Consider the following 16,089-nt stretch of genomic DNA (forward strand, 5'->3'; position numbering starts at 1 on the left):
TCCTATGGTGAACGAATGACACGTGTTCTGGCAGTGCGCAGCGTGTTCCCGCCTCATCGCCATGCCCAGGCCGAGATCACGGAGGCGCTCGCCCGCTTCCTGCCCCCGGGCTCCGACACCGCCCTGCTGCGTCGCGTCCACCGCTCGGTGCGCGTGGACAGCCGACATCTCGCGCTCCCGCTGGAGCGGTACGGCCCGGCGAACGACTTCGGCGCGACGAACGCCCTCTTCCTCGAGACGGCCCTGGAGCTCGGCGCCCGGGCCATCGAACTCGCCCTCCCCGACGCCGGCCTGACGGCCCGGGAGCTCGATCTGGTCATGTCGACCACCGTGACCGGGCTCGCGACGCCCTCGCTGGAGGCCCGCCTCGCCACCCGCGCGGGCCTGCGCCCCGACGTACGGCGGGTGCCGCTCTTCGGCCTCGGCTGCGCGGCCGGCGCCGCCGGACTGGGCCATGTCCACGACCATCTGACGGGCCGCTCCGGGCACGCGGCCCTGCTGCTGTCCACCGAGCTGTGCTCGCTCACCCTCCAGTCCACGGACGCCTCGATGGCGAATTTGGTGGCCGGGGCCCTGTTCGGCGACGGGGCCGGCGCCCTGGTGGCGGTGGGCCGCGACCATCCCCTGCACGCCACCGGCGCCGGACCCGAGGTGGTGGCCGCCCGCAGCCGCCTGTACCCGGGCACCGAGCACCTCCTGGGCTGGGACATCGGCCACTGGGGGATGCGCATGGTGCTCGGCCACGAACTGCCCGACCTGGTCAGGCTGCACGTGGCCGAGGAGGTCGAGTCCTTCCTCGCCGCGCACGACCTCAAGCCGGGCGACGTCGACGCGTGGATCTGCCACCCCGGCGGCCCGAAGATCCTCGACGCGCTCTCGGACGCGCTGGCGCTGCCGGAGTCGGCCTTCGCCGCGAGCCGGGCCTCGCTGGCGGCCGTGGGGAACCTCTCCTCCGCCTCGGTCCTGCACATCCTGGACGGCGTCCAGAGCGCGGGACCGCCCCCGCCCGGATCGGTCGGGCTGATGCTCGCCTTCGGTCCGGGCTTCGCCTCCGAACTCGTCCTCCTGCGCTGGTGACCCCGATGATCTCGACGGACCCGATCCCGACGACCGCGATCTCGATGAGCGCGATCCCCACGGACCCGATCTCCCTGCCCGCCCTGGCCGCCACCACCTCCCTGGGCCTGTACCTCGTGCTCATCGGCCTCGTCGTCGCCGAGCGGCTCGCCGAGCTGATCACGGCCCGCCGCCACACCGCGTGGAGCCTGGCCCGCGGCGGCCGCGAGTACGGCCGCAGCCACTACCCGGCCATGGTCGCCCTGCACACCGCGCTGCTCGTGGGCTGTGTGGTGGAACCCTGGGCGGCGGGGCGGCCGTTCGTCCCCCTGCTCGGCTGGTCGGCCCTCACCGTCGCGGTGGCCGCCCAGGGCCTGCGCTGGTGGTGCATCGCCACCCTCGGGCGGCGCTGGAACACCCGGGTGCTCGTCGTTCCCGGCCTGCCCCTGGTGGAGTCGGGACCGTACCGGCTGCTGCGCCACCCCAACTACGTGGCCGTGGTCGCCGAGGGCGTCGCGCTGCCGCTGGTGCACTCCGCGTGGGTGACTGCGCTCGGCTTCACCGTGCTCAACCTGATGCTGCTGCGCGTCCGGATCGGCTGCGAGGACGCCGCCCTCACGGACGGCGGCCGGCTGCGCGCGCCCGCCTCCGTCCACTCGGCCGGCGCCGCCTCGTGATCGACCTGCTGATCGCGGGCGGCGGCCCGGCCGGACTTGCCACCGCCATCCACGGTGCGCTCGCCGGTCTGGAGGTGGTGGTCCTGGAGCCGAGGCCCACCCCCATCGACAAGGCCTGCGGGGAGGGCCTGATGCCGGGGGGCGTACGCCACCTGCGGGAGCTGGGCGTCGCCGTGGCCGGGCAGCCCTTCCGCGGCATCCGCTACGTCGACGGCGTCAGCGGCCGCCACGCGGAGGGGCTGTTCCGCTCCGGCCCCGGCCTCGGTGCCCGGCGCACGGAGCTCCAGGCCGCGCTGGCCGAACGTGCCGCGCAGCTCGGCGTACGGGTGCTCCCCCGGCGCGTCGGCCAGGTGCGCCAGGACGTCCACGAGGTCGGCGCGGCCGGGCTCACCGCCCGCTACCTCGTCGCTGCGGACGGACTGCACTCCCCCGTCCGGCGCGGGCTCGGCCTGTCTGCGCCGCGCACGCCCCGCCGCCCGCCGCGTTACGGGCTGCGCCGGCACTACGCCGTCGAGCCGTGGAGCGACCTCGTCGAGGTGCACTGGGCGGCGTGCTGCGAGGCGTACGTCACCCCGCTGGCCCCCGACCGGATCGGCGTGGCCGTCCTGACCTCGGACCAGGCCCCCTTCGACGTACAGCTGGCCCGCTTCCCGATGCTGTCGGCGCGCCTGGCAGCGGCTACGGGAACGGCGGTGCGCGGGGCCGGGCCGCTGCGCCAGTCGGCCCGTGTGCGGGTGGCCGGGCGCGTGCTGTTCGTGGGGGACGCGGCGGGGTACGTGGACGCGCTGACCGGCGAGGGGCTCACCCTGGCCGTGACGGCGGCGGGCGAGCTGGTGCGGTGCGTCCGGGAGGGGCGTCCGCAGGCCTACGAGCAGGCCTGGCGCGATCTCTCGCGCAGCTACCGCACCCTCACCGCGTCCCTGTTGTGGGCCCGTCACCAGCCGCGGCTCGCACCACGGATCGTCCCGCTGGCGGCACGCCTGCCGCGCGTGTTCACCGGGGCGGTGAACCTCCTCGCGTGAGCGGGTGCGAGCGCATGCGGAACGGCACCCCGCGCACGGGGCGCGGGGTGCCGTTCCGGTCGGGCCGGCCTGCTGGTCAGGCCGGGCCCTCCCGGTGGTTCCGCAGGGCCAGGCCCGCGAGGACGGCGCAGGCCGCCGCGCACAGCATGACGGCCACGCCCGCCCAGGCGAGGGCGCCGCCCACCGCGCCCTCGAGCGGGTCGTACTGCAGCGACCCGCCGAGTACGTGCAGGGCGACGACGCCCAGAGCGGTCACCGCGCCCGCCCGCCACACGGTCGCGGTGTCCCGGAGCGCCACCAGTGCGCCGCTCACCAGGCAGAGCACGGTCACGAGGAGGGGCAGGTAGTCGACGGGGGCCGCGGACTGCAGGGCCGTCAGGTCGTTCGGCAGGTGCAGGGCGCCGCTCACCAGCAGGGCGACCGCCACCGGCCAGCGCAGGACGTGCCGCAGCGCCCGGTCGCGGGAGGGCGGGGCGGCGGGCGGGTCGACTGCGGCGGTGCGGCGGGGACGCTCCTGGTACGGAGCGTCGTACAGCTCCGCGCACGGGGGCTCGTACGGCTCCTCGTAGGGCTCTTCGGGCGAACCGGGGTACGCGGCGGCGTGCGGGGGGACCGGACCGGCGGGCCCGGTCCGGCGCTGCCGCTCGGCCTGGGCCGCGTCCTCCTTGCCGAGGATGGTCACCAGCAGGGCGACGTCCTCGATGGACCGTCCGACGGCGGCGGCGCGCAGCGTGATGTCCGCCTCGGCCCCCTCCTGCGGAGACTCGCCCAGGAGGGCGACCATCCGTCGTACGTCCTGCACGGGCCGGGTCACGGCGGCCGTGCGCAGCGCGTCGTGTCCGGCGTCGGGCAGCGGGCCGTCCTCCTTGAGGAGGCTCACGAGTGCGGTGACCTCCTCGACCGGACGGTAGGTGGCCGCCGTCTCCAGCAGGGTCCGCATGGGCGGCGTGGTCGGCTCGTCCGGTGCGATGGGGTCGGGGGTCCCGTGGCGGTCTTCGTGCTGTTTCGCCGCGAGGGTGATGGGGTCATTCATGGAAAGCTCCGTTCGCCGACGCGCGGGTCTACGCAATCGCGCGCCGGTCATCGTGCGTCATGGGAAGCGCACGCTTTGTTACATTGAGTGCCACTTCCGCTCACTGCGCCATTCGGGGCGGGCAAACGGGGGATCTCCCCCGGGGCCCGGGGTCCCACGGAGAAGGGGAGTCGACCGTGCCCGACGCTCGCGGGGTCCGCCGCCGGTGCGCGCTCCTGCTGCCGCTGATGTTGCTGCTGCTGGGCGCCGCGGCCGGCACCGGCCGGCCCGTCGTGGACACCGATCGAGGGCCGGTACGGGGCCTCGCGCACGGCGCGTACGACACCTTCGAGGGCATCCCCTTCGCTGCTCCCCCGACCGGCGCGCTGCGCTGGCGGCTGCCGGAGCCGGCGCCGCGCTGGGTGGGCGTGCGGGACGCCGGGGCCGCGGGTTCGCGCTGTGTGCAGCTGCCCGCGGTGGGGCCGGGCGGGCCGACCGACTCCGAGGACTGCCTGTACCTCAACGTGACCGCTCCGGCGGACCGCGCCGCAGGGGGCCGGCTGCGGCCCGTCATGGTCTGGTTCCACGGCGGCGGCTTCTTCACCGGCGCGGGCGATGTCTACCGGCCCGATCGGCTCGCCGTGCAGGGCGGCGTCGTGGTCGTGACCGTGAACTACCGGCTGGGCGTCTTCGGCCTGTTCGGCCATCCGGAGCTCGGCGGAGCCCCCGATTTCGCCCTCGCGGACCAGCGGGCGGCACTGCACTGGGTGCGGGCGAACGCGGAACGCTTCGGCGCCGACCCGCGCAACGTCACCGTCTTCGGGGAATCGGCGGGGGCGCTCAGCGTGTGCGCGCACCTCACCTCGCCGGCCTCGGCGGGCCTGTTCCACCGGGCGATCGTGCAGAGCGGATCGTGCTCGACCACGGCGCCCCCGCGGGCCCTGCTGCCCGGCCTCGGCACGTACGAGCCCTTCGTGCCGGAGCGGCGCACGGTCGCGGACGGCGCCTTGACGGCGGCCCGCCTCGGCTGCGACGAACCCGGCGGCGCGCTGGACTGCCTGCGCCGGCTGGACACCGGCGCCCTGGCCACCGCCGAACTGATGCAGCGCTTCTCGCTGGTCTCCTACGGCAACGGCGTGCTGCCGACGGAGCCCCGGCGGGCGCTGGAGGCCGGCCGGTTCCACCGGGTGCCGGTGATCCAGGGCACCACCCGGGACGAGATGCGCCTGTTCCTCGCTCAGACCCTGGCGGCGTACCCGATCCCCGACGAGGCCGCCTACCGGGCCCGGCTGGAGGGGTCCTTCGACGCGCCGACCGCCCGCGCGGTGGAGGCGGATTACCCGGTGTCGGCCTTCCCGACACCGGCGCTGGCATGGGCCACCGTACTGACCGACGCGTCGTTCATCTGCCCGACGCTGCGGGACGGCGCGGCGCTGGGCCGGCACGTGCCGGTGTACGCGTACCGGTTCAGCGACCGGGGCGCGCCCGACTTCACCGGGCAGCCGCAGCCGCCCGAGCTGCCGTACGGCGCGACCCACGGCTTCGAACTGCCCTATCTGTTCACGATCGCTCCGCTGACGGAGCCGCAGCGACAGCTCGCGGACCGGATGACCGGCTACTGGACCGCCTTCGCCCGCACCGGTGTCCCGGCGGCGGCGGGAGCCCCGCAGTGGCCGCGCGAGCCGGCCCCGGCCCCGGTGCTGTCGCTGGCGCCGGGGGCGGGCGGGATCCGTCGGGTGAACGCGCGGGCGGAACACCACTGCGCCCTCTGGGACGCACGGTGGCCCGGGGTCACCACGACTCGGTGACGATCACCCCGTCGTCCGGCATCAGGATCGTCACCGTGCCGGTGTCGCCGTAGACCTTGTGCCGCCAGGCGGCGAAGGCGCCGGCGAGCCTGCGGGCGGCCTCGCCGCGGCCCTTGCCGACTTCCCGGGTGGTGAAGGTGATCCTGGCTTCGCCGACCGTGTGGACCTTGCGGACGCGGGCTTCCTTGATCACCTCGGGGGGCGTGTACCCGCTCCCGGACGTGTTCCGGTGCCGAGCGTAGTAGGCCGTGAAGTCCCGGGTCATGTCGAACCAGTCCGCCGGGCCGCAGGGGCCACCGCCGTTGGTCATCTCGCCGTCGGTCGGCGGGCCTACGTAGGCGCCCGTCTCCTCATCGGTCGGCGGACCGGCGTACCCACCCGTCTCCTCATCGGTCGGGGGGCCCGCGTACCCGCCCGTCTCCTCATCCGTGGGCGGACCGGCGTACCCGCCCGTCTCCTCATCCGTGGGCGGACCGGCGTACCCACCCGTTTCCTCATCGGTCGGCGGACCGGCGTAGGCGCCCGTCTCCTGATCCGTGGGCGGACCGGCGTTCGAGCCGGAGCCCTCGTCCGTCGGCGGGTCGAGATCGCAGTCGGCCGGGGCGAGCGTCGGTACGCCCGCGGGCGGTGCGGCCTGCCCCGCCCGTGTGGTCCCGCACGCCGCCAGGGCGGCGCACAGGAACCCCGCCACCACCACCCGCCCGGTCACGGACCTTGCTGTCTTCATCATGTACATCCCCCTCGACCATCAAGAGGCGATGACGCCGTCCGGGGTTCCGTCTTTCGGCCGGTCAGGCCCTGAGGCGAGTTCGAGGACGTCCCCGACCCGGGCCGTACCGGGTGTGACGATCCTGGCGAGCACGTCGAGCCGGTTGTCGTGCGCCTTGGCGATCGCCCTCAGGACCAGCGGCGAGTGCGGAAGGTCCTGCTGGGCCTGGTTGGTCATGACGCACCGCTCGCTGGAGCGCAGGAACTCGATGAGGAGGGTGTCCCCGATCCGGGCCGTGCGTCCGGTCCACTCGTCCTCGACGAACGGTGGGGTGCCGGGCGGGGTGCGCACGAGGACGTTCGGCCGGAAGCGGCGCTCGTCCACCGGTACGCCGGGGACCTCCTGGCGTATCCAGTCGAGGGTGGCCGTGGTGAGGACGCTGAGCGGCAGTTGGTCGAAGTGCGAGATCTCCCCCTCGCGGGCCAGCTCGACATCGTCACGGCCGAGGTGGGAACGCAGGTACGCGGTGGGGTCGGCCACCACGTTCCCGTGCGGGTCGAGGAGTTCCGGCGGACCGGGCTCCGGGGTGCTCCGCGGGTAGCGGGAGCTCAGGTGGAGCAGGCCGTCCATCCGCCGGAAGCGCCGGGTGTTCTTGCCCGAGCCGAACTTCCCCTCCGCGTCGCGCACGGCGTAGAGCCGGTCGCCGGTGAGGCCGCGCTCGTCGACCTCCACGCTGCGCAGCCGTTCGCCGCCGGTCGACTTGATCGGGTACCGCCACAACCGCTCGATCACGCCCGCTCCGCCAAGATCATTGTCCATGCCCAGGAGGACTAGGGTGGCTTCATGACCGGTTCCGCGGGACGGCCCCTGCTCTATCTCGACGTCGACGGACCTCTGATCCCCTTCGGGGCCGGCCCGTACCCGACGGGCGACGACGCCAATCCCCTGCTGGCCCGGGTCGATCCCACGCTCGGGCCGCGGCTGGCGGCGCTCTCGTGCGAGCTGGTGTGGGCCACGACCTGGATGGCGGAGGCGAACGAGTGCGTCTCACCCCGGCTCGGCCTGCCGGAGCTGCCCGTGGTGGCGTGGCCGGAGCCGTCGGACGAGGACGGGCGCGGCGGCGTCCACTGGAAGACCCCCGCCCTCGTCGACCACGCGGCCGGGCGGCCCTTCATCTGGGTCGACGACGAGATCACCGGCGCCGACCGGACCTGGGTGGCCGACCGGCACCCCGGCCGGGCGCTGCTGCACCGGGTCGAACCGGGGCTCGGCCTGACCGAGGCGGACCTCGGTGTGCTGCGGGCGTGGCTACGGTCGGACGTCCCTTGACCGCGCCGGAGCCGGGTCATCGCCCGAGCACGGACTTCAGCCCCCGTGCCGTCGCCCGGGGGAAGGCGGTGTTCCCGTTGTGGCCGCCGGGGAACTCGACCGGCTCCGCGCCCAGTCGCGCCGCCAGCGCCAGTGCGCAGCGGTAGGTGTGGACCGTCGGCCGGGTCGTCCGGCCCGTCGCCGCGATGATCCTCGTACCGGCTCGTGCCGCGGCCCGCAGCGGCTCCGCCGGGTCCAGGCAGTCCGTGGTGACGGCCGTGAACTCGGTCCCGATGAAGAAGCCGAAGTTGGCCCGTCGGCGCGGGGTGAACGGCTGGGGGGTGAGGCCGTCCTCGGTCTCGTCGTGCGACGGGTCGATGCCGAGGTGCCGGGCGATCGCCGGGAAAGCCGCCGTCAGGCCCCCGGCCGCGTAGGTGTCCCGGATGGCGGTCAGTTCGGCCACGTGCTCCGCGCGGTCCGCCTCGGGCAGCAGGCGCGGCATCACCGGCTCGTGCGCGATCAGCGTGCTCAGCAGGCCCGGGTGGCGGGCCACCACCTGCAGGCCGATCGCCGCGCCCATGCTGAAGCCGGCCATCAGCGCCGGCCGGTCGGTGACCTCGGCGAGCAGCCGGGCGACGTCGTCCGCGTGGTCGGCCATGGTGACGGGCCGGGCCGGGTCGTGGCGAACGCTGCGCGACAGGCCGCGGCGGTCGTACGTGACGACCGTGAAGGCGTCGGTCAGGTGCGGGACGAGATCGACCGTGCGGTCGGCGTCGCCCTCACCACTTTGGGAGAGGAGGAGGACGGGGCCGCGGCCCGCGACCTGGAAGTGCAGGGTGGCGCCCGGGACGGAGAGGGTGCGGATGGCGGCGGCGGTCGTGAGCACGGTGATTCTCCCTTGCTGGTGCGTCATCGGGATCTCCGGCTGACACCACGACGCTAATCCATCGAGATCGATACATCAAGATAGATGCATCTATTCCGATGTACTCTGTGCCGCATGAACGGAGTCGAAGTGTTCCTGCTGGGCCGCGCTCTCATGAAGATCGGCGAACAGGCCATGCCGCAGCCGAAGTCGGGACCGTCTGGGGCACCGGGATCGGTTCGCTCGGTGGTCGTCGTCCTCGGCGACGTCGTCTCCCATCCCGGGACGACGGTCGGCGAGATCGCGGCGCGGACCGGCCTGCCCCAGAGTCAGGTCTCCACGGCCGTTGCCCGGTTGGAGCAGGCGGGCTCGGTCGACGCGGAGTCCGACCCGGCCGACCGGCGCCGTCGGCTGATCCGCCCCGCCGCCGAGCCCTCCGAGCGGGTCGCCGAGGTCCGCGCCACCACCGTCGACGACGCCCTTGCCGCGGCGCTGACCGGTCCCGGCGGAACCGCCCCGGACCCGCAGACCCTCCGCGAGGTCACCGAGGCCCTGGCCCTGCTGGCCCGTCGGCTGACCCCGTCGATCGCCACCCGCTGACCGGGGCCCGCTGACCGGGCCCGGGACCGGGCCTCAGCCTGCCGCTGGAGGCGTGGCCGCGCCCGGCGTGGCTGCCCAGGACGCGGCGATCAGGGAGCGTTCCGCCGCCGCCAAGTGGCTGGCCGCGGCCAGCCAGGCCCAGGCGTACCCGTCGGACGAGGGGTCGGCCAGGCGGCCGAAGACGTCGCGGGGGCGGCGGTCGGCCTCGGCGGCGAGGGCACCGGCCAGGTCGGCCGCCGCGGTGAACCCGGCCCGGCGCAGCGGGCCGTACGAGGCCGCAGCCAGGGAAGCCGTGCCGCGGGCCGCCTCGGCGACGGCCCGGCGGCCGCCCGCGACCCCGGTCTCCAGCAGGCGGCGCACCCGCCACAGCGGGGAGTCGGCCAGCGGGTCCGGGCCCTCGGCCGCCGGGGCCGGTGCGGCGGGGGCGGCCTCCCCGGCCGGGAAGTGCATGCCCTGGAGGCGGTCGTAGCCGAGGTCGGCCCGGCCCAGCCATTCCTCGGGCAGCCGCAGTGTGTACCGCGCCCCCGGCACCGGGCCGACGGCCAGCGGGCGGAGCGTGGCGGCGCGGTCCAGGTCGGGGCGGCCGAGGACGCGCAGCAGGAGCCCGGGATACGAGGCGATACGGCGCAGGTTCTCCGTGTGCGCCAGCTCCGGGTGCGGATGGGCGGGCAGCAGTCGCAGCAGGGGCGCGTCCGGGCGCGTCTCCCGGACGAGGAGGTGTTCGCCGGCCGCGCCGACGACCGTGACATCGCAGCCGAGCAGCGAGGACCCGGCTGTGTCCGGGGCGGCCAGCAGCTCGGCGACGGCCTCGGCCGCCGGGCGGGCGAAGAGCCGCGCGGCGGGCTGCCGGGTCCAGGCGGTACCCGGCAGCGGGGTCGCCCTGACCCCGCGCCCGGCGCCGAGCCGGCCTTCCGGGGAGACCGTCGCGCCGACGATACGCAAACCCCCGCGGGCGAGACCGGCATGGTCGAGGACGGCGCCGCCGAGGGCGACGGAGGCGGAACCTGCTCCGCGGGCGCGGGCCAGGCCGCCGGGCCGGACGTCGGAGACCGAATACGGGGTGCCGTCGGGGTCCAGCAGGTGGGTGACCACGCCGCCGTATCCGGTGGCGGAGAGCACGGGCTCCCGGCACAGGCCGTGCACCTGGAGGCTGCCGCCCGGCGCGTAGGTGCGGCGGGCGGTGCCGGTCAGGGCGGGGTCGGCGGAGCCGGAGGCCAGCACCCCTGCGGTGTGGAGGAGTTCGCGGAAGGCTCCGGTGAGGTCGCCGAGCCGCTGCCCCGCCCGGCGTTCACGGGCGGCGCGCAAGCCGCGTACGACCCGTAGGGCGGCCGCCTCGGCGCGCGGCAGCCCGGCGAGGCGGGCGGTGTGCGCGGCGCGCAGCAGCTCGGCCTGGACCACCGCTCCCCCGGCGGTGACTCCGGCGGCGAGGGCTTCGGCGGCCACGTGCCAGAGGGCGGCCGCGGCGCGCTGCTGGGCTCCGGTGAGGGCCGGCGCGGGCTCGCCGGATCCGGCGGCCGAGGTGGGCTCGCCGGATTCCGTGGCTGGGGTGGGACCGGCGGCCGACGTGGGCTCGGTGGACTCCGGGGGCTCGACTGCCGTGGCCGGCTCCGGGGACGTGTCCGCGAGCGGGGCCGCGCCCAGAACGGCGGCCCGGTGCAGGCAGCGGGGGGCCAACAGACAGCTGCACGTGGCCTGTTCCGCCGTGCTGATCGTGCCCGCCGGACCGGGGCGCAGGGTGACGAGCGCGTCCTCGCCGAAGCGGAGGGTCACCGTACCGTCCGCCCCGTGGGTGGCGCCCGCCGCGCAGCCCTCGGTGGCGGCGTCCAGCTTCTTGCGCAGGCGGGCGGTGAGGTTCTCGACGGCTTCGGCGAGCACCTCGGGGGCGACGGGCGGCAGTTCGGTGCTCAACGGGACTCTCCACGGAGGCGGTCGCCCACCCAGCGGGCGAGGGCGAGGGGACTGAGGGCGGCCACGGGCATACCGGCCGCCACGAGTTGCCGCGCGACCGGGACCGAGTACCGGGGCGTCCCTTCGTCGTCGAGCGCGGCGCAGCCCAGCAGGTGGGCGCCCGAGGCGGCCAGCGCACGGACCTCGCCGAGGAGCCCGCCGATCGGCGCGCCCTCCTCGAAGTCGCTGACCACGACGACGAGGGTGCGGCTCGGGACGGTGATCAGGGAGCGGGCGTGCGCGAGACCGGCGGCGATGTGCGTGCCGCCGCCGACGCGGACCTCCAGCAGCAGGGAGAGCGGGTCCTCGACCCGGTCGGTGAGGTCGACGACCTGGGTGGAGAAGGCGAGGAAGTGGGTGGACAGGGTCGGTACTCCGCCCAGTACGGCCGCGGTCAGGGCCGACCAGATGACGGAGGCCTCCATGGAGCCGGAGACGTCGACGACCAGGACCAGCCGCCAGTCGGCCTCGCGGCTCGCCCGGGTGCTGAAGACGGGCCGCTCCGGGACGACGACCACGCTGCCGTCGGCCCGGCGCCGGGTGTGCGCGAGGTTGGCGCGCAAGGTGCGGGCCAGGTCGAGCCTGCCGCCGGGGCGGCGGGTGGGGCGCGGGGTGGCGAGGCCGGAGAGGGCCGGGCGCAGCCGGGTGGCGAGCTCCTTGGCGAGTTCGTCGACGAGCCTCCTGACCAGGGGGCGCAGCTGGGCGAGTTGGGCCTCCGGCAGGCCGCCGGCGAGGGACAGTACGGAGCTCAGCAGTTCCACGGAGGGCCGCACGGCCGCCGGGTCGAGCTGGGCGAGGACGTCGGTGCGGCCCGTTTCGGCCGCTCCCGCCAGCACCTCCTCCCGTACGTCGGCGCCGAACAGCGCCTCCAGCTCCTGCGACCACTCGCGGGCGGTGGGGAAGGAGGCCTCCTGGCCGCCGCCCCGGCCCCCGCCCGGGCCCTGACCGAAGTCGAGGTCGGAGGCTCCTTCGCCGCGACCGGCGCCGTAGAGCTCGTCCAGTGCGTGGGCGTAGCGGCGGGCGCCGGCGGGGAGCCGGTCGCGTTCGCGGCCGAGGAGCAGCCGCCAGCGGTCGGCGGGGGCGAGCCGCGGGGCGTCGGCCACGGGGGGCCGCTCGCTCGGGGCGCCGGGTGCCTGCGGGGCCGGGACCTGGGCCGGGGTGGGCGCGTCCGAGTCGGGTGGTGATGTTCCGGGCAGCGGGAGGGCCTTGAGGGCGGCGAGCCCGGCCGCGTCGGCGGCGGCCCAGAGGGCGAGCAGGGCCGGTGACGCGTCGAGCGCGAGGTCGATGCGGTCGCCGAGCCGTTCGGTGACGGTGTCCAGCAGCCGGTCGCGGGCAGCGGGCGAGAGCGCGTCGAAGCCCCCGCGCAGGGCGGGGAGCCGGTCGAGGAAATCCTGGTCGGCGAGGTGTTCGACGCGGTCGAGGAGCGGGGTGAGGGCGGCCGGGGAGGACTGCAGCAAAGGGCCGGCGGCGGTGAGGAGGCCCCCGAGCCGACGGGTCAGGGCGCGCCGGCTGTCGGCAGTGCCCGCGCCGTCGATCCATCCGGCGGCGCGGCCGCCGAGCTCGGCGGCCGGGTCGAGGTCGAGGAGGACCCGTACGGCCAGGGCCGCGCCCTGCATCAGCGGGGAGGCGGAGGCGGCCAGGGCGGCGAGCGCGTCGTCCGTGCGCAGGCCCAGGTGGTGGGCGGCGGCGCGGTCGGCGAGGGCCACGAGGGCGGCCGCGTCGGCGGGGTCCTCGCTCCCGGCGAGGCCGGGCAGACAGCGCACGGCCGCCTCGATGAGGTCACCGGCCAATGCGGCGGAGGCGGCCCGGGATGCGGCTGAGGTACCGGGCAGGTGGCCGCGGTGCAGGGCCTCCAGGAGGTCGAGGGCGTCGAGGAGTTCGGGCAGGGTCGCGGTCTGCGGCAGGGCCGTGGCCGCCTCGTGGAGGCGTACGCCGACCAGCTCGGGCAGATCGCACCGCGCGGCCGCGGCCAGCCCGGCGAGGATCTGCGCCGGGGTGGGCCCGCCCTCGGCGGCGGCGCGGCGGGCGGTGTCGCGCAGCGTTCCGGCGGCCGCCTGGGCGGCGGTGACGCCGCGCACCCCGGCGAGGTCCAGCCGGGCCGGGACGGAAGGCGTCCAGGACAGCCGCCACTTGGTGCCGAGTGCGGTGCCGTCGCCGGTGGCGGCGACGGTGAGGGGCTCGCCGTAGGAGGCGCCGCACACGAGGAGCCGTTGCAGCAGGACCTCACGGCGGCCGTCGAGGGCGGAGCGGAGCGGGTCGAGGCGGATCTCGCGGGGCGCCGGGTCCTCGGGGGACGGCAGCCGCAGCGCGGCGAGTTCGGACTCGGCGGAGGGGCCGAGGCCGGAGCGGGGGGCGTGCGGGGTGATCCGCCCGCGGGCGGTGCCGACGAGCACGGCCTCGAGGGCGCGGGCCAGCGCCCGGCCCCGGCCGAGCGGTTCGCCCTGGCCGAGGACGGTGGTGACGGCCTCGAGGAGCTCGCCGCGGCCGGGCGCGGGGAGCGAGCGCAGGGTGGCGAGGTCGCAGGCGAGCCGCAGGGTCTCGGCGGCTTCGCCGGTGCCCGCGGTGTGCCCGGCGCGGCGCAGCTCGCGGCAGGTCCCGGTGACGGCGACGGAGGCGGCCTCGCGGACCAGGCCGGGGTCACCGCCGGCCTCGAGGACGGCCTGCTGCCAGCGGGGGTCGCGGATCCCGGCGGGGTATCCGGAACGGGAGTCGAGCAGGTCGAAGGAGTAGGGCACGAGGGAGGTGACGGCCTCGTCGGCGGGCGGGGCCGGGGCCGCGGCCGAGGTCACGGTGGCCTCGGTGGGCGGAGTCACCGGGCCGGTGGCGGCAGGGGCCGGCGCCGGGGCCGAGGTCACGGCCGCCTCGGCGGGCGCACCCGGCTGCGCGGGCAGGGCCGATGCCACCGGTCCGGTGCCGGCCGGGGTCTGCGCCGCGGCCGAGGTCACGGCGGCCTCGGTGGGCGGAGTCACCGGGCCGGTGGCGGCGTCGTCGCCGGAGCGGGGCTCCGGCAGCTCGGCCGGGGCCGCCCCGGCGCCTGCGTCCAGGAGGGCCGGAGCGTGGAACGCTCCGATGACCGCGGCCACCCGGTGGCCCCCGTCGGCGGCGCCCGCGATCACGGCCCGCATGTGGGCCTCGCGGGCCAGGTCCGTCGCGGGGACGACGGACGCGTCCGCGCGCAGGGCCCAGCCGACGCCGAGGGCCGCCCGCCGGACGGCGTCCGGGGTGCAGCCGGGGGCGAGCACCTCGACGGCCCGGTCCCACATGTCGTCACCGTCCCGACCCGTACCGGCGGCGGTGAGGGCGTCCGCGAAGGACCCCCCGTGCCGGGGCGCGACGAGCGGTCCGGAGCCGGGATCCACGGCGTGGCCCTCGGTCCCGTCCGAGTCCGAGCCGGTGCCCGGGTCCGGGTCCAAGTCCACGGCCGGGGCGGGGGCCGGGGCCGGGGTGGTCCAGGCGCGGTCGGACAGGGGGAGGTCGCAGCAGATGAGCGTCGCGCCGCAGCGGTGGGCCCAGCGGATCGCGGCCAGTTCCGGGGAGAAGTCCGCGAACGGGTAGAACGCCAGGCGGCCGTCCTCCCCCGTGCCCGCGAGGGCGACCGGGGCGATCGTCTCCGGGTCTGCGAGGTGCTCCAGCCAGGGCTGGAACTCCGCCGGGAGCTCGACGCAGACCACGTCGGCGCCCGAGGCGTCCAGCAGGGCGGGCACCACCGCGGCCAGCGCGGGGCTGTGGTGGCGCACCCCGATGAGGTACGGCTCACTGGCCGCGGCGAGCGCGTCGACCGCGGCGCGCGGGTCGGTGTGCGTCAACGCAGGCTCCCGCGCAGGTCCCAGAGGCGGCGCCACATGGGCGAACCGTCCTCGGCGCGGCGCCGGACCGGGCCGTCCCAGTACCCCAGCAGCCGCCCGTGGTCGGCCGGGTCGTCCTTGCGCACGACGCCCAGCAGGTGTCCCGGCAGCAGGTCCAGGACGTCCCCGCCCGGCAGGTACGCCGCGGCGACCCCGAGCGAGGCCGCCACCTGGACGGCCTCGGCGGTGGACATGACCGTACCGGGGCGCTCCACGTCCCAGCCCTCGGCGGAGCGTCCGGAGCGCAGGTCACGGAAGACGGTGACGAGGGCGTCGAGCACGGCGTCGTCGACCCCGAAGGCGGCGCCGGCCCGCTGGACGGCGGCGACCGCCTGGTGGCGGATCAGCGTGGCCTCGGCGTCCGCGTCGGCGATCGGGGCGACGGTCTCGAAGTTGAAGCGCCGCTTGAGGGCGGCGGACATCTCCGAGACGCCGCGGTCGCGCAGGTTGGCGGTGGCGATGACGGTGAAGCCGGGGGCCGCGGAGACCACCGCGTCCTCGGTGGCGGTGAGTTCGGGCACGCTGAGCCGCCGGTCGGACAGGATCGACACGAGCGCGTCCTGCACCTCGGGGAGGCAGCGGGTGATCTCCTCGACGCGGACGACGCGCCCGGTGCGCATGGCGGAGAGCACCGGTGAGTCGACCAGGGCCTGCGAGGTGGGGCCCTGCGCGAGCAGCAGCGCGTAGTTCCAGCCGTAGCGGAAGGCGTCCTCGGTGGTGCCGGCCGTGCCCTGCACGGTGAGGGCGCTGGTGCCGCTGACGGCGGCGGCCAGCAGCTCGGACAGCATCGACTTGGCGGTGCCGGGTTCGCCGGTGAGGAGCAGGCCGCGCTCTCCGGCGAGGGTGACGACGCAGCGCTCCACGAGGGCGCGCTCGCCCACGAACTTCGGGGCGATGACCAGCTTGGCGGGGAGTCCGGCGCGGCGCTTGGGCAGGGCCAGTTCGGCTCCGTCGCTACCGCAGACGAAGGTGACGACGGCGCGCGGGGTCAGGGCCCAGCCGGGCGGCCGGGGGCCGGAGTCCTGGGCGGCGAGGAAGGCGAGCTCGGCGGCGTGGCGTTCCTCGGCGGGCAGCACCTGCCGGGCGGCGGGGGCGGTTTCTTCGGTGACGGTCATCGGGGTCCTCTGGAATGTGTACGGGGATGGTCCGGGGGCGCGGCGCACCTGTGGGCAGGGGCGCCGCGCCGGGCGTACGGGCGGGCCGGGGCGGCCGCGCGTACGGGTGTGCCGGGGCGGCCGGT

At 76.2% G+C, this 16,089-nt stretch carries 13 protein-coding genes; 6 read left to right on the plus strand and 7 right to left on the minus strand.

The window, feature by feature from the left end; genetic code table 11:
- The first annotated feature begins 15 nt into the window (after positions 1 to 15).
- From ACGFZK_RS00715 to ACGFZK_RS00725, 3 genes are all read left to right on the plus strand, one after another.
- Complete coding sequence (locus ACGFZK_RS00715) at positions 16 to 1,077, plus strand: type III polyketide synthase (protein ID WP_393846647.1); 1,062 nt, start codon at positions 16 to 18, stop codon at positions 1,075 to 1,077.
- Between the two features lie 101 nt (positions 1,078 to 1,178).
- Positions 1,179 to 1,733, plus strand: a complete 555-nt coding sequence (locus tag ACGFZK_RS00720; protein WP_393847253.1) for an isoprenylcysteine carboxyl methyltransferase family protein — start codon at positions 1,179 to 1,181, stop codon at positions 1,731 to 1,733.
- Entirely contained in the window at positions 1,730 to 2,755 is a 1,026-nt protein-coding gene (locus tag ACGFZK_RS00725) for an NAD(P)/FAD-dependent oxidoreductase (RefSeq protein WP_393846648.1), read from the plus strand. Before ACGFZK_RS00720 ends, ACGFZK_RS00725 begins: the two co-directional genes overlap by 4 nt.
- A gap of 76 nt (positions 2,756 to 2,831) precedes the next feature.
- On the opposite strand, the gene ACGFZK_RS00730 is transcribed toward ACGFZK_RS00725, so the two are convergent.
- Complete coding sequence (locus ACGFZK_RS00730; protein ID WP_393846649.1) at positions 2,832 to 3,788, minus strand: hypothetical protein; 957 nt, start codon at positions 3,786 to 3,788, stop codon at positions 2,832 to 2,834.
- Positions 3,789 to 3,964: 176 nt separating this feature from the next.
- Here ACGFZK_RS00730 and ACGFZK_RS00735 point away from each other — a divergent pair, with 176 nt between their 5' ends.
- On the plus strand, positions 3,965 to 5,575 hold the full coding sequence (locus ACGFZK_RS00735) for a carboxylesterase/lipase family protein (RefSeq protein ID WP_393846650.1): 1,611 nt from the start codon (positions 3,965 to 3,967) through the stop codon (positions 5,573 to 5,575).
- On the opposite strand, the gene ACGFZK_RS00740 is transcribed toward ACGFZK_RS00735, so the two are convergent.
- Both ACGFZK_RS00740 and ACGFZK_RS00745 read right to left on the minus strand, forming a co-directional pair.
- Positions 5,559 to 6,305 carry a hypothetical protein gene (locus tag ACGFZK_RS00740; protein WP_393846651.1) on the minus strand — a complete coding sequence of 249 codons (747 nt, stop codon included), beginning with the start codon at positions 6,303 to 6,305 and terminating at the stop codon, positions 5,559 to 5,561. The genes ACGFZK_RS00735 and ACGFZK_RS00740 overlap by 17 nt on opposite strands.
- A gap of 18 nt (positions 6,306 to 6,323) precedes the next feature.
- Positions 6,324 to 7,103 (minus strand): MOSC domain-containing protein, encoded by a 780-nt coding sequence (locus ACGFZK_RS00745; protein WP_393846652.1) that lies wholly within the window; start codon positions 7,101 to 7,103, stop codon positions 6,324 to 6,326.
- A gap of 24 nt (positions 7,104 to 7,127) precedes the next feature.
- Between ACGFZK_RS00745 and ACGFZK_RS00750 the strand changes: the two genes are divergently transcribed.
- Complete coding sequence (locus ACGFZK_RS00750) at positions 7,128 to 7,613, plus strand: HAD domain-containing protein (RefSeq protein ID WP_393846653.1); 486 nt, start codon at positions 7,128 to 7,130, stop codon at positions 7,611 to 7,613.
- Between the two features lie 16 nt (positions 7,614 to 7,629).
- On the opposite strand, the gene ACGFZK_RS00755 is transcribed toward ACGFZK_RS00750, so the two are convergent.
- Positions 7,630 to 8,478, minus strand: a complete 849-nt coding sequence (locus ACGFZK_RS00755) for an alpha/beta fold hydrolase (RefSeq protein WP_393846654.1) — start codon at positions 8,476 to 8,478, stop codon at positions 7,630 to 7,632.
- 114 nt (positions 8,479 to 8,592) lie between these two features.
- On the opposite strand from ACGFZK_RS00755, the gene ACGFZK_RS00760 reads away from it, so the two are divergent.
- On the plus strand, positions 8,593 to 9,057 hold the full coding sequence (locus tag ACGFZK_RS00760; protein ID WP_393846655.1) for a MarR family transcriptional regulator: 465 nt from the start codon (positions 8,593 to 8,595) through the stop codon (positions 9,055 to 9,057).
- A 33-nt stretch (positions 9,058 to 9,090) separates the two neighbouring features.
- Here ACGFZK_RS00760 and ACGFZK_RS00765 read toward each other — a convergent pair whose 3' ends face one another.
- The 3 genes from ACGFZK_RS00765 to ACGFZK_RS00775 are packed head-to-tail and all read right to left on the minus strand — an operon-like array spanning position 9,091 to position 15,964.
- Positions 9,091 to 10,965: a hypothetical protein gene (locus ACGFZK_RS00765; RefSeq protein ID WP_393846656.1), complete on the minus strand. Its 1,875-nt coding sequence runs from the start codon at positions 10,963 to 10,965 to the stop codon at positions 9,091 to 9,093.
- Complete coding sequence (locus tag ACGFZK_RS00770) at positions 10,962 to 14,810, minus strand: DUF5682 family protein (protein ID WP_393846657.1); 3,849 nt, start codon at positions 14,808 to 14,810, stop codon at positions 10,962 to 10,964. Before ACGFZK_RS00770 ends, ACGFZK_RS00765 begins: the two co-directional genes overlap by 4 nt.
- Positions 14,807 to 15,964, minus strand: coding sequence for an AAA family ATPase (locus tag ACGFZK_RS00775; protein ID WP_393846658.1), 1,158 nt, complete (start codon positions 15,962 to 15,964; stop codon positions 14,807 to 14,809). The genes ACGFZK_RS00770 and ACGFZK_RS00775 overlap by 4 nt, the downstream gene beginning before the upstream one ends.
- Positions 15,965 to 16,089: the final 125 nt, after the last annotated feature.

This window comes from Streptomyces sp. NPDC048257, assembly GCF_043201855.1.
In the GTDB taxonomy this organism is placed as follows: domain Bacteria; phylum Actinomycetota; class Actinomycetes; order Streptomycetales; family Streptomycetaceae; genus Streptomyces.